Source organism: Emergencia sp. 1XD21-10 (genome assembly GCF_009936045.1).
GTDB classification, from domain to species: domain Bacteria; phylum Bacillota; class Clostridia; order Peptostreptococcales; family Anaerovoracaceae; genus Senimuribacter; species Senimuribacter intestinalis.
The window spans coordinates 63152-76843 of sequence record NZ_QWEQ01000010.1; the positions used below are offsets into that span (position 1 = coordinate 63152).

The following is a 13692-nucleotide window of genomic DNA, read 5'->3' on the forward strand; positions in this document are numbered from 1 at the left end:
ATGTTAAATGAAAAATTGAAAAAGTGTATCTGGTTGTTTATCGGTATAACCGCTGTTGTTCTTTGTACGGGAGTTCTTTTTCCTCAGCAGCTTTCTGTACTGACAGGGGGGCATAGCGTGGTTAGCGAGCGAGTGCTGATTCCTGGTGGACAGTCTGTAGGGATTCAGATGGATGTAAAAGGGGCGCTCATTGTAGGTGTTGAGAAAAAGATAGGTCCCGAGGTTGGTGACATGATTGTTGCAGTGAACGGGCAGAAAGTGGATGGACCTGATGATGTTAACAGAGTTGTATCAGGAAGCGGAAAAGCTGTGCAACTGACGGTCATTAGAAATAATAAATCTATGGACTTCTCGGTAACTCCCTATTATGACAAGGCAAGCAGAGAATACAAGCTGGGACTTTGGATTAAAGAAAAAATTGCAGGCATTGGAACACTTAGCTTTTATGATCCAAAGACAGGCAGCTTTGCAGCGCTGGGTCACGGAATTTATGAAGCCGAGACTGGTATGCTGCTGGAAACCAGAACGGGAAGTCTTTTGCACACTAGGGTCAGTCAGATTAAGGCAGGAGAAAAAGGTGTGCCGGGGGAAATTGGCGGTGTAATCTATGATTTTCAAAATCCGCTTGGAGAAATTATGAAAAACACTGAGTTCGGTATCTATGGGAAAGGTGATGATCCCCAGGATTTTGACTTGGATCATCCCATGGTGATGGCGTATCAGGAAGAAATCGAAGAGGGTAAGGCGTACATTCTTACAACCATTGATGAAACGAAGGTAGAGCAGTTTGAAATTGAAATTACGAAGGTGAAAAACCAGAATAAAGCAGATAGTAAAGGTCTTGAATTTGAGGTGACTGATAAAAAATTATTGGAAACCTGTGGAGGAATTGTCCAGGGCATGAGCGGAAGTCCAATTATACAAAATAACCGAATAATCGGTGCGGTTACCCATGTTTTCGTAAATAACCCTAAGAAGGGTTACGGCATTTTCGTAGAATGGATGGTGGAACAGACCGAAAAATCATGAGACCTGTCGAATATCCGATAAAATCCCTACAAATTGCGGTAAAATTGATGCACACAAACGCAAAATATGTTGTAAAATTTTATAGGCAGGGCAACCTCACCAAAGAGACAGTGCGCAGGTCTTTTTGTGGAAAAGAAGAAAGAACGAGGCATATGCCCGGGAAGGATTACATTATGGGAAAAATTAAGTTAGGATTAGTAGATGATAACAAGGAATTTTGTGAAGCAATGCAAGACTACTTCGCACGCCAGATGGACATGGAAGTAATTTTTATTGCACATGACGGTCTTGGTGCCATTGAACAGATTCAAAAGGAAGAAGTAGATGTGCTGATTTTAGATTTGATTATGCCGCATCTGGATGGAATCGGTGTTTTGGAAACGCTGAATACTGTGGAACTGAAAAAATATCCCAGAGTCATTATGGTATCAGCCATTGGACAGGATATCATGATTCAAAGGGCTGTTTCTCTTGGTGCGGAATACTATTTGGTGAAACCTATTAACATGGATATTCTTTCAAAGCGAATCAGACAGGTTATGAATAAGGACACAGTGCTCAAACGCAACTTTGCAGGACAACAGAATTTAAAAAAATCGACGATTTATAAAGATATACTAAAAGAAAACGACTTAGAAATTGAAATTACTAATCTGATTCATGAAATCGGTGTGCCTGCGCACATCAAGGGTTATCAGTATCTGCGCGATGCGATTACTATCGTTGTGGAAGATATGGACATACTCAGTGCTGTGACGAAAGAACTTTATCCGACCATTGCAAAAATGAACGATACTACGCCTAGTAGAGTAGAGCGAGCTATCAGACATGCTATCGAAGTAGCGTGGAACCGTGGAAGAATTGAGACCATCGATGCCTTATTCGGTTACACCGTCAAGAATGACAAAGGCAAGCCAACCAATTCAGAGTTCATCGCAATCATTGCAGACAAGCTGAGACTAGAACGGAAAGTTGGCTAGAAAACTCCTTGCAGTCCCTCTTCATAAATGTTATGATAAAGGAACGGAGGAGACAGTTTATGATTACAGAAGCACAGATTCAGAGAATTAACGAGCTTGCGAGGAAATCAAAGACCGAGGCAGGATTGACAGAAGCAGAGAAAGAAGAACAGCAGCTTTTGCGCAAGCAGTACATCGAAGCCTTTAAGGCTAACCTGCGTTCCCAGCTCGATAATATCGAGTTTGTCGACGAAAAATAGCGGCAAAGGCAGCAGGCACGTAATTTTATACAGAAAAACAAAGAATGAGAGCAGGATTTTACAAATTTTGCTCTCTTTTTGTTGTAAGATATCTCTATAGATAGTACAAGCTTCAGTTCGCTTTAGCTTAAACAACAGGGGGTATTTATGAAAAAGGTATACGTATTTCAAATCTGTGCGCTACTTTTGATTTTTCTCACGGCGGGAGTCATTATAAAGCCGCAAAGCGATGACAAAATCATGGAAAGCCAGATTCAGTCGAGGATTGAAATTTTGAACAAGTATTATGACGGCAGTTGGGATTACGACAGGACAGAGACGGCCCTTGAGAAAGTGGAGAAAGGGCATCTGCTGAAGACAGATACGGCTCTGATGAAAGATTATGAGCTGACCGATATGGAGCAGGTGACAGAATATGATGTGAGTGTAATTTCTTCTCGCACAACAAGGTATAATATGGTAAAATGTACAGTGAAAATTGATTATACCATGTACGGTCAGCAGGGAAAGCGAAAGGAGTCTCACAAATACCTGTTTACAGGGGAAAAAGAAAAGAAAAAAATTCGCCTTTCCGGAATGCAAATAATTTAAAATTACCGTTTGAATCTGTAAATTTTTTGGTATAATATATTAGTAGAATCGAAAAAGTGAAAGGAGTAGCTTTTATGAGACAAGTATATTTAGACTATTCAGCAACAACTCCGGTAAAAGAAGAAGTATTGCAAGAGATGATACCATATTTTACAGAGCAGTTTGGAAATCCTTCCAGCCTTTATACTATGGGGCTCACATCTAAGGAAGCTGTGGATAAGGCAAGAAGCCAGGTTGCTGCATTAATCGGAGCTGATTCAAAAGAGATATATTTTACTGGCTGTGGCAGTGAAGCTGACAACTGGGCAGTATTTGGCACAGTGGATAAGTTTAAAGAAAAAGGCAATCACATTATTACAACCAGAATTGAGCACCACGCAATGCTCCATTCCTGCGAGTTTTTAGAAAAGAACGGCTATAAGGTTACATACCTTGCGGTAGAGCCTGACGGTACTGTAAAGCCAGAGACCTTAGAGGCTGCTATTACCGACCAGACCATTTTAATCAGCATTATGATGGTAAACAACGAAGTGGGAACCATTGAGCCGATTAAAGAACTGGCGGCAATCGCAAAGAAGCATGGGATTTTGTTCCATACCGACGCAGTGCAGGCGCTTGCCAATGTGCCAATCGACGTAAAGGATTTGGGCGTGGATATGCTCAGCGTATCTGCGCATAAGATTTATGGTCCGAAGGGAATTGGCGCACTTTACATTCGCAAAGGGCTGCGCATTTCCAATTACATGCATGGCGGAGCTCAGGAAATGGGAAGACGTGCAGGAACCGAAAATTTGGCAGGGATTGTTGGCTTTGGAAAAGCGGCTGAGCTTGCAAAAATCAATATGGAAGAACATATTGCGCACTGCAGCCAGCTTCGTGATTATCTCATAGACAGAATTACCAGGGAGATTCCTGATACCTTTGTCAACGGTACTATGGAGCAGAGACACCCGGGTAATGCCAATATTACTTTCAAGTACATTGAAGGGGAGTCCATTTTACTTCTGCTGGACTATAAGGGAGTTTCCGTTTCCACCGGCTCAGCATGTTCCTCCAAGTCACTGGAGCCGTCTCATGTGCTGACTGCGCTGGGAGTTCCGGTAGAAATGGTGCACGGTACGGTGCGTTTTACCGTAGGAGACTTTACAACAAAAGAAGACATTGATTATACAGTAGAATCATTGAACGAAATCGTAGAAAAATTGAGAGCGCTGTCTCCTGTAAACAGCGAGAAAGGTTGGTAATCACATGGGCTTATATAACGATACAGTCATGGATCATTTCATGAATCCGAGAAACGTAGGGGAACTGGAAAATCCTGATGGAACAGGCACTTACGGAAGTCCTGTTTGCGGCGACATGATGCAGATTCAAATCAAAGTAGAAAACGATGTAATCACAGACGCAAAATTCAAAACGTTTGGTTGCGGCAGCGCTATCGCTTCTTCCAGTATGGCAACTTCCATGATAATCGGAAAAACGATTGATGAGGCGCTTGAAATCAGCAATAAGCAGATTATCGAAGAACTGGGCGGTCTTCCTGCCGTAAAGGTACATTGCTCTGTTCTTGCGGATCATGCTATCAAGTCAGCAATCTATGACTATGCTGAGAAAAACGGTAAAACCTACAAGGGCTTAGAAGGTTTTGACCCGAATGCAGATGAGGACGATCATGACCACATTATCGAAGAATAAAATTGTACTGGGTCTTTCCGGCGGCGTGGACAGCACGACCGCCGCTTTGCTGTTAAAGGATCAGGGCTTTGAGGTGATTGGATTTTATTTTGACGTGATGGGAGATAATGCAGATGGAAAGCGTGCGGCGGAAGAACTGGCTGAAAAGATGGAAATTCCTCTTCATATTATGGATGTATCTGAAGAATTCTCCAAATCAGTCATAGATAATTTTTGCAGTCAGTACGCCTGTGGCAGAACACCGAATCCCTGTGTTGTCTGCAATCCGGCAATCAAGTTTAAAAAGCTTCTTGAAATTGCAGATAGGGAGAACGCTTACTATATCGCGACTGGTCACTATGTCGGTGTTACTAAAGACGACACGTCAGGAATTTACTATATTCAAAAAGGCTCCAGTGAGAAAAAGGACCAGTCCTATATGCTTTACAGGCTGGGTCAGCAGGTGCTGTCGAGATTGATTTTGCCTCTCGCTGATATGAAGGATAAAGATACCGTTCGCAGGTTGGCAAGAGAAAATGATATGCCTAATGCCCAAGCAGCTGACAGTCAGGAAATTTGCTTTATTGACGAAGAAAAAGAAGACTATGTATCTTTTATGGAGGCGCGCGGTTTTGCCTGCTCAAAAGGGCATTTTGTGGATGCAGAAGGGAAGATTCTCGGTGAACATCAGGGAATCAACAGGTATACTGTTGGACAGCGAAAAGGTCTTGGCATCGCCCTGGGCAAACCGGTATTTGTTACAAAAATTGACAAAGAAAAGAATCAAGTAGTTTTGGGCGACAATGCGGATTTGTTTCATACAGAAGTTGTCTCCGCTGAAAACTTTTTTACAGAAACAGGCTGCGGGGAAATCCCTGAAAGGCTTTTGGAAAAACAAGGCATTACAGCTAAAATTCGCTATGCGGCAAAACCTGCTCCCGCTGTTTTACATAAAGCGTGTGACGGCAGAGTCGTGACCGCATTTGAACAGCCACAGAGAGCTGCGACACCGGGGCAGTCCATCGTCTTTTATGACGGCGACCGGGTCGTTGGCGGCGGATTTATTGAGCCGTATTAAATAACAGCAGAATCTGCTACACATATTCATTTTACATCCATGCCATACTAAGTTTATAAAACTAGGAAAAGGGGTGTAAAGAGATGAACAAATTTGTCAAAGACGCAGCAATGCTTGCTGCTGCCGGTGCTGCAGGATTTTGCGCATATAAGTGGATGTCTCCGTCTGACAAGGATAAGATTTCCAGGGACATGCGACGCACTGTGGAAGACATGGGTGATGTAAAAACAGACGTCAGCCGCATGGCAAGCACAATTAAAGACACATTTTAACGATGAAAGAAAGGAAGTCCCTAGATAAGTAGGTGGGAATTTCTAAAGAAACAGAAAGTGACGTGAGAGAAAGAGAGATTCTTGCGTCACTTTTTCTTTTTTGCCTTATCTTTTCGCATGATTTCAGAGTATTTATTATTATCAAAATATCTATCATGACAATTATTTTAATTTAAATTAATATGAAGGCTCGGATCACTTTTCGAGTCAAGGTTAATTTGCTTGTAGCGGTTACTTCCATTTTTAGTTTTATGTAATTGATTTATGCGGAAAAGAATGATAAAATCTCTTTAACAATGAAATTTCAACAGATTTCAATAACTCTACGATTCGTCGATTGCATTTTGCAGAAATTGTACTATATTTAAATTAAACAGCATGAATGTGAGAAAGGAGGTTTAAATGGATGAAAAGAGATTCGGAAGGTTTATTGCAGAGAGAAGAAAAGCAAAAGGGTGGACACAGGTAATGCTTGCAAAGAAAATTTGTGTGACAGATAAAGCAGTATCTAAGTGGGAACGAGGCGCAGGATTTCCTGACATTAAAACGTTAGAACCTTTGGCATCTGCATTGGATATAAGTTTGAGTGAGCTGATGTATGGTGAAAAACTGGAGAAAATAACTTCCACACATAAACTAGACGAAGTTGTTTCTAATACTATTGATTTGGCTGTTTACCAAAGTGAGATTCACATGCGAAACATGCTAATTGGTATAGCAATTACAGCTTTTTTACTGGTGACACTTTTTTATTAGATTTAGAAAATGGTGTGGGAACATTCTTCTTTATTTGCTTACCATTACTTATATCACTTCTCGGAATCGCAATCATCTGTATTGGTGTACAACGCAAAAAAAGAGATTGCAAATGGAAATGGCATTTTATATTAGGGGGAATACTGGCTTTATTTCCGATAGAATGCTATGCATTGATTTTAATAATTGTTGCATTATGATTCAAAACGAGCAGTCTTATGAAAAGGTATTATTAGTGATACACAAATGCAAAAAGCAGCAATTACAAAAGCTGTAGTAAGAGCTAGCCTAGCGATGGCAGCAGAAGATGCAAGAACGTTATTGGGTTATACTACTGCGAGTGTATGCCTAGAACACTCTTTGCAGGATAATCCTGTAGATGTATCAATCACATCGACAGACCCAATTTCTACTCAAGTTAAAAACTCTAGCGCTTGTAAAGAAATCATTAGTGAATTCAAGTCTTATGTGAAAGGTAAAAAACTGTCAGCTCGAACGACTAGCGGAAGTACAGCTTTAAATAGTTCGCATGATTTAACTTTAGCTTTTAATAAAGTTAGCTATGTGGCGTCGGGTACGAAAAATAGTAAAGGTGTATGGACATTAAAAATCAAATTCAAGGACACTTATGACTTTGACTGTGATAAGTGGACAAATGTAAAAGGGTTCAGAGCGGCTACTATTAATGGATTAAATAGCTACGGGAAATATGCACAATCAATTGGAGCAGTAGTTCCATATAAAATTCAAATTGAAGTAAGAACTACATTTTCTGAATAACGTGTAAAACATAATTGCAAAAACACACGCAGCTTTGAAAACTGCGTGTGTTTTTGTACTTTAGGTCATTATTAATGTCTTGGCTGCGGTCTTCTTGGCGGTTCGCAAGGGTTGCAGTCACATGGCGGCGGACACGGCTCGCATGGTTCGCAGCACGGTTCACACGGTTCGCATGGGTCACAGCAGGCCGGCTTGCAATCGCATGGGTCACAGCATGGATCACAAGACTCTGCCTGTGGCTGCGTGCTGCCTGCATTATTTCCAGAAATGGTTCCAGGGAACAGACTTGGGAAAGTTGTGCAGATGGCATTTTGCTGCAGAGGTGCATCGACGTAACCGGTGGTAAGAACGCAAAGCTGTACCGGTACGACAATTTTCTTTTCACAGGTTAGACAAATGGCAACGATAAGATTTCCGGAAATCTGTCCATTGCAGTCCACGTTCAGATCTCTGCCGCAGTTGTTGGTTGCAAGGCGTGCTTCACAGGCGGAATTGCAGAACTCCGTAAAGCGAGGCAGGAAAGCGGTGTCGATAGAAGATGGCATGCAAATTTCAAAGAAGTTGGTCAGTACCATAGGCTGGTTTTGTGAAGCAATGCATACTTCAGTGCAGACAGTGAAACAGGTTTCGTTGTTACAGCTGTCGCAAAGAAGTAAATCCAGCTCGATAATAATATTACCAGAAATAGCAACGCATTGCGTGCCGAATACCGGAGTGCCCATGCACTGCTCATCACAGTCAGAGCTTTCCGCATACATAATCCGCTCGGAATATGTACCATCTGCACCAACCACATTCAGGAAATTGCCCTGTCTGTCTTTTAGGAAAGTAGCGCCGGAAATGCCGGTATCTACATCCAGAGAAAGGTTTCTTGGGTCATCAACATTATCTGGGATAAAAACTCGCTTACACCTGATATCTATGACACGTTTAATTCTGTGTCCGGGTGGAAGACACGGCTGGAAAGTCTGCTCATTAAAAGTTTTCATTCCCTGCAGATTGAATTTTACTGCGTCGAAAACCTGCTGCACGTAGATGGGAGCAGTGACAACGCTGCTCATATCGCCGTCGAACTCACACAAATTATTGGCATTACAACAATTCTGATAGAGGTCCGGTGTTACTCTTGTTCCAAAGCAACTCATAAAATTACCTCCTTGTAGGTTATATAATCTTTCTAGATAAGTATATGATTTGGTCGCGTTTTGTGTTACAATTAAAAAAATGATGGTGAAACGCACATAGCAATATATGCGCAAGGGGAAGAAAAGGAACATAAATGGATAACAATTTGGAAAAAGAGACACAGCCAAGGGATAGCAAAGAGCGGACAGAACAAAAAGAGGCAGGCAGATTTAAAGTTAATCTGGCGATTTATCTGGGCGTCTTTCTGGTATTTGCGTTAATTATATTAGTGACCGGTATTTTAGGTCAGGCCTTTGGCAAAACAGTAGAAAATATTGCCTTGATTGGCATTGCTATTATACTGGTACTATTACTAATTCAGTCGAAAAGGAGTTAATACGATGGTAATTACAAAAGAATTAAATTCTAAAGTCAGAGTAGTGATGGAACAGATTCCATATGTGCAGTCTGTTGCCATTGGAATTTGGGTAAAGGCAGGTGCAGTAGACGAAGAAGCAAAATATGCGGGTATTTCTCATTTTATCGAACATATGATGTTCAAAGGCACTGAGAACAGAACAGCGAAACAGATTGCTGCAGATATTGATAAAATCGGCGGTCAGATTAATGCGTTTACAGGCAAAGAAGCAACCTGCTATTATGTAAAAGCGATTTACAGCAATTATAAGCAGGCGGCTGACGTAATTGTCGATATGCTGTCTTCTTCGCTCTTTGACAAGGCGGAAATGGATAGAGAATGTCAAGTCATCTGCGAGGAAATCAAAATGACTCAGGATGCGCCCGATGATTTGGCTCATGATACCATCACTTCTATGGTGTTTAAAGGTTCCGCCCTGGGAAATTCAATTATCGGAACCCCGGCTTCGTTGGAGAATATTTCAAGAGATGTCATTAAAGATTATTTTAACAGTGAATACACGCGAGACCATATTGTAATTTCTGTAGCTGGAAATTTTGAACCGGATGATGTATGCGCTTACTTCGATGACAAATTGACTGGTTTGAAAGAATCTAAACCAGAAAAAGAAAGCACTGTTTCTGTTTATACACCAGCGTACAAAGTAATTACCAAGGACATCGAGCAGTCCCATATTTGTCTTGCCGTAAAAGGATTGCCATTGAATGACAGCAGATACTATGCGTTCTCTATCCTGAATAATATTCTGGGTGGCAGCATGAGCTCCAGGCTCTTTCAGAATATCAGAGAGCAGAAAGGCCTTGCTTATTCAGTTTACTCTATGGCAGGCTCTTTCAAAAACGATGGCTATTTTAATATTTATGCCGGTGTCAGCCATGACAAAATCAAAGAAGCCATTGGTGGAATCAGGGAGGAGCTTGCTGAGATTGCAGCTCATGGAGTGACAGAGGAGGAACTGGAATCTTCCAGAGAACAGCTGAAAGCTTCCTATATCTTTGGTCAGGAAAACGTGGCGGGTCACATGTTTAAAAATGGTAAGAATCTGCTTTTGGGGAATCCAATTCTAACTGGAGAAGAGGTCATAGCGGGGTTTAATGCGGTTACTATAGACGATATTGAGAGCGTGAAAAGCTTAATTTGTGACTTTGAAACCTATTCTGCAGCAGCAGTTACCAGAGACGAGGTAAATCTGAAAGGATTTATGGGCAGATAATTTGCGGCGAAAGGAATACTACAAATGAAAATAAAAATGATTTCAGAAAGCGGAAGGCTTCCGAGGTATGAGACAGCAGGCTCTGCAGGATTTGACATCGCTGCTCATTTGAAGGAGCCCATTACTCTGCAGCCAGGAGAAAGGAGCCTGATTCCAACGGGAATTTATATGGAAATTCCGCTTGGATATGAAGCGCAGGTTCGGGCAAGGAGCGGTCTTTCTATCAAGAATGGAATCGGTCTTGTCAATGGAATTGGTACCATCGACAGCGACTACAGGGGCGAAATAAAGGTACCGCTGATTAACTGGGGGCAGGAAGCCTTTACAGTAACAGACGGGCTTAGAATTGCCCAGGTTGTGATTTGTAAATATGAACAGGCGGAGCTTGTTCCGGCAGAAACACTTTCAGAAACTGAAAGGGGTGCCGGCGGCTTTGGACATACAGGAGTATAAAGATGTTACATCGTGAAGATTTAGAGAAAAAAGAAGAATTGCTGGCACCGGGAGCCAGTCGCTCTGGCAAATCTAAAGGACGGGATGTTTTTGAAGAGCCTTGCAAATTCCGGACGGAATTTCAGAGAGACAGAGATAGAATTATCCATTCCAAGTCTTTCCGCAGGCTAATGCACAAGACTCAGGTGTTTCTTTCGCCGGAGGGAGACCATTACAGAACTCGTTTGACTCACACTTTAGAGGTGTCTCAGGTTGCACGTACTATCGCAAGAAGCCTGGGGCTCAACGAGGACTTAACAGAAGCTATTGCTATGGGACATGATCTTGGTCATACTCCTTTTGGGCACAATGGAGAAATGGTTCTCAACGATGTGCATCCAGGTGGTTTTAGACACAATGAGCAAAGCCTTCGCGTGGTGGAAGTGCTGGAATCTACCCCAAGCAGAAAAGGCATGAATTTGACCTTTGAAGTGAAAGACGGCATACTAAATCACACAGGAAGTCTTCCAGCGGCGACCTTAGAAGGGCAGATTGTAAAGATCAGTGACAGGATTGCCTACATAAATCACGATATTGACGATGCCGTGCGAAGCGGAGTCATCACTTTGGAGGATTTGCCAAAGGATGCAATCGCCATGTTTGGAAAGGGTCACAGAGAAAGGATTGACTGCATGGTTTCCAACGTGGTGTCCTTTAGTGACGGTAGAGACAAGGTTTCCATGGACGAGGAACATGGTGCGCAGCTTAATCTGTTGCGTAATTTTATGTTTGAAAATGTTTATAGAAGCCAGCGGGTTAAGAAAGAAGAAGATTTGGCAAAAGTAGAGGTTGTTATCAGTTCTCTTTACAATTATTTTCTGCAATATCCGGAAAAACTTCCGGAGGATCACGCACAGCTTCTTGACTGTGATGATATCCACGTTGTAGTAAAAGATTACGTGGCTGGCATGACCGACCGGTATGCACTAAATCTTTACGCTGATTTGTTCGTGCCGAGAGGGTGGAAATAATAACTGATTAAATTTTAGTGTTGCTTTTGCTTGTGGGATAAAGTATAATCTTACTAGGATGTTTCGGGATGTATGGAGGAATAACGTGAGATATATTGGAAGCAAAGTAGCATTGTTAGACAGCATTGAATATGTAATCAAAGAAAATACATCAGGAAACGAGAAAATTTTTTGTGACTTGTTTTCAGGAACAGCATCTGTAGCAAAGCATTTTAAAAATAAATATGAAGTGATTTCTAATGATTTTATGTATTTTTCCTATGTGTTGCAAAAGGCAACAATAGAGAACAACCATATTCCTGATTTTAAAAAATTAAAGAAGATTGGCATTCAAGATCCTTTTAAATTTTTAGAGGAATCAACTTGTAATAAGGTTGAAGAAAACTATTTTATTACGAGGAATTATTCCCCATATGGCGAAACTCATCGCATGTATGTATCAGTGCAAAATGCAATGCGAATAGACTATATTCGCTCGACTATAGAAGCATGGAAAAACGAAAATTTATTGAATCAGGATGAGTATTTTTATTTATTAGCAAGTCTTATTGAAGGTGTACCTTTTGTTTCGAATATTACAGGAACATATGGGGCATATTTGAAGAACTGGGATAAACGGGCGTACAAAAATTTTGAAATGATAAGACTGGATGTTGAGAATAACGGTCATAGAAATAAATGCTATAATAGAGATGCAAGTGAGTTGATATTAGAGATAAGCGGAGATATTTTATACTTGGATCCACCTTATAATTCTAGGCAGTATGCGCCAAATTATCACTTGTTAGAGACGATTTCAAGATATGATGCGCCAAAGATAAAGGGCGTAACAGGGATGCGCAATTACGACAAGCAAAAATCTGCCTTCTGTATAAAAAAAGATGTGGCGAATGCTTTTGAAGATATTATGAAAAAGGCTGACTTTGAGCATATTGTTTTGAGTTACAGCAGCGAAGGCATCATGAGCTTTTCAGAGATAGAAGAAATAATGAAAAAGTATGGCATTGCAGAAACATATAAAAAATACAATATACAATACAGAAAGTATAAGAGTAAAATAAATAACGAAGAAAAAATTTTGTATGAATATCTTTTTTATATAAGGAAAGATGTGCAGCGAGAAAAACCAATGCTTATTGCGGAGAACACAATCTCCTATAATTACAAAAGCAGAATGAAACCTTCCAATAAAAACAAAAAATTTATTAAAAGTCCGTTGAATTATATCGGTGGAAAATACAAACTATTGCCACAGATTATGCCTTTGTTTCCTAAAGATATCAATCTTTTCATTGACTTGTTTTCCGGCGGGGGTAATGTGGGGATTAATGCAGAAGCGGATAAAATTCTGTGTAATGATATAAATACAAAAATTATTGAGTTATTCAATACATTTAAAAACAGAAGCACAGAAGAAGTATTAAAACAGATTGATTTAAACATACAAAAATATTCACTTTCAAAAACCAATGAGGAAGGTTTTTTGAGATTTAGAAAGGATTACAATAAAACACCGGATCCGATAGATTTGTACACATTGACCTGTTACTCTTTTAATTACCAGTTCAGATTCAATAATAGCCATGAATACAATAATCCTTTTGGGAGAAATAGAAGTCAGTTTTCTGAAAGAATGAGGAATAATTTGATTTCAGTTATGAATCGAATTAGAGAGATTGATATTATATTTTCTAGTAAGGATTTTATGGAATTGGACTTAACAACCCTTGGCCCGCAAGATTTTGTCTACTGTGATCCACCTTATTTAATAACAACGGGAAGTTATAATGATGGAAATCGAGGATTTAAAGACTGGGGAGAAGAAGAAGAGGCTGATTTGTATAATTTATTAGATTACCTGAATAAAAAAAATATTAAATTTGCTCTTTCTAATGTGTTATCTCATAAGGGTCAAATTAACAAAAGTTTATTAGAATGGAGTAAAAAATATCATGTAATTCATTTAAATTACAACTATATAAATTCCAGCTATAATACGAAGAGAGGAGAAAGCGACGAAGTTTTAATTATTAATTATTAACTTCTTGCGCAA

The 13692-nt window shown here is 40.4% G+C and carries 16 protein-coding genes; 15 read left to right on the forward strand and 1 reads right to left on the reverse strand.

The window, feature by feature from the left end:
• From spoIVB to D1151_RS07415, 10 genes are all read left to right on the forward strand, one after another.
• The gene (spoIVB, locus tag D1151_RS07370; protein WP_160201380.1) at positions 1-1029 is read left to right on the forward strand and encodes a SpoIVB peptidase; all 1029 of its coding nucleotides are present in this window, start codon (positions 1-3) and stop codon (positions 1027-1029) included.
• A gap of 173 nt (positions 1030-1202) precedes the next feature.
• A complete protein-coding gene (gene spo0A, locus D1151_RS07375) occupies positions 1203-2009 on the forward strand; it encodes a sporulation transcription factor Spo0A (RefSeq protein WP_160201381.1) in 807 nt (268 codons plus the stop codon).
• Between the two features lie 59 nt (positions 2010-2068).
• Positions 2069-2248: a DUF896 domain-containing protein gene (locus D1151_RS07380; RefSeq protein WP_201759535.1), complete on the forward strand. Its 180-nt coding sequence runs from the start codon at positions 2069-2071 to the stop codon at positions 2246-2248.
• Between the two features lie 147 nt (positions 2249-2395).
• The gene (locus D1151_RS07385; RefSeq protein WP_160201382.1) at positions 2396-2839 is read left to right on the forward strand and encodes a hypothetical protein; all 444 of its coding nucleotides are present in this window, start codon (positions 2396-2398) and stop codon (positions 2837-2839) included.
• Positions 2840-2913: 74 nt separating this feature from the next.
• Entirely contained in the window at positions 2914-4083 is a 1170-nt protein-coding gene (gene nifS, locus D1151_RS07390; protein WP_161908475.1) for a cysteine desulfurase NifS, read from the forward strand.
• A gap of 4 nt (positions 4084-4087) precedes the next feature.
• Positions 4088-4534 carry a Fe-S cluster assembly scaffold protein NifU gene (gene nifU, locus D1151_RS07395; protein WP_160201384.1) on the forward strand — a complete coding sequence of 149 codons (447 nt, stop codon included), beginning with the start codon at positions 4088-4090 and terminating at the stop codon, positions 4532-4534.
• On the forward strand, positions 4512-5591 hold the full coding sequence (gene mnmA, locus D1151_RS07400; protein WP_161908476.1) for a tRNA 2-thiouridine(34) synthase MnmA: 1080 nt from the start codon (positions 4512-4514) through the stop codon (positions 5589-5591). The genes nifU and mnmA overlap by 23 nt, the downstream gene beginning before the upstream one ends.
• A gap of 83 nt (positions 5592-5674) precedes the next feature.
• Positions 5675-5863, forward strand: coding sequence for a hypothetical protein (locus tag D1151_RS07405; protein WP_160201386.1), 189 nt, complete (start codon positions 5675-5677; stop codon positions 5861-5863).
• A gap of 402 nt (positions 5864-6265) precedes the next feature.
• Entirely contained in the window at positions 6266-6619 is a 354-nt protein-coding gene (locus D1151_RS07410; protein WP_161908477.1) for a helix-turn-helix domain-containing protein, read from the forward strand.
• Between the two features lie 246 nt (positions 6620-6865).
• Positions 6866-7399 (forward strand): hypothetical protein, encoded by a 534-nt coding sequence (locus D1151_RS07415; RefSeq protein ID WP_160201388.1) that lies wholly within the window; start codon positions 6866-6868, stop codon positions 7397-7399.
• A gap of 71 nt (positions 7400-7470) precedes the next feature.
• Here the strand turns inward: D1151_RS07415 and D1151_RS07420 are convergent, their stop codons facing one another.
• Positions 7471-8544 carry a hypothetical protein gene (locus D1151_RS07420; protein ID WP_160201389.1) on the reverse strand — a complete coding sequence of 358 codons (1074 nt, stop codon included), beginning with the start codon at positions 8542-8544 and terminating at the stop codon, positions 7471-7473.
• A 134-nt stretch (positions 8545-8678) separates the two neighbouring features.
• Here D1151_RS07420 and D1151_RS07425 point away from each other — a divergent pair, with 134 nt between their 5' ends.
• The 5 genes from D1151_RS07425 to D1151_RS07445 all read left to right on the forward strand — a co-directional run bounded on the left by D1151_RS07425 (position 8679) and on the right by D1151_RS07445 (position 13680).
• A complete protein-coding gene (locus tag D1151_RS07425; RefSeq protein WP_160201390.1) occupies positions 8679-8921 on the forward strand; it encodes a hypothetical protein in 243 nt (80 codons plus the stop codon).
• A 4-nt stretch (positions 8922-8925) separates the two neighbouring features.
• A complete protein-coding gene (locus D1151_RS07430) occupies positions 8926-10176 on the forward strand; it encodes a pitrilysin family protein (RefSeq protein WP_161908478.1) in 1251 nt (416 codons plus the stop codon).
• Between the two features lie 24 nt (positions 10177-10200).
• Positions 10201-10629: a dUTP diphosphatase gene (gene dut, locus D1151_RS07435; RefSeq protein ID WP_160201392.1), complete on the forward strand. Its 429-nt coding sequence runs from the start codon at positions 10201-10203 to the stop codon at positions 10627-10629.
• 2 nt (positions 10630-10631) lie between these two features.
• Positions 10632-11639: a deoxyguanosinetriphosphate triphosphohydrolase gene (locus tag D1151_RS07440; RefSeq protein ID WP_160201393.1), complete on the forward strand. Its 1008-nt coding sequence runs from the start codon at positions 10632-10634 to the stop codon at positions 11637-11639.
• A gap of 85 nt (positions 11640-11724) precedes the next feature.
• Positions 11725-13680: a Dam family site-specific DNA-(adenine-N6)-methyltransferase gene (locus D1151_RS07445; RefSeq protein WP_161908479.1), complete on the forward strand. Its 1956-nt coding sequence runs from the start codon at positions 11725-11727 to the stop codon at positions 13678-13680.
• Positions 13681-13692 lie beyond the last annotated feature (12 nt).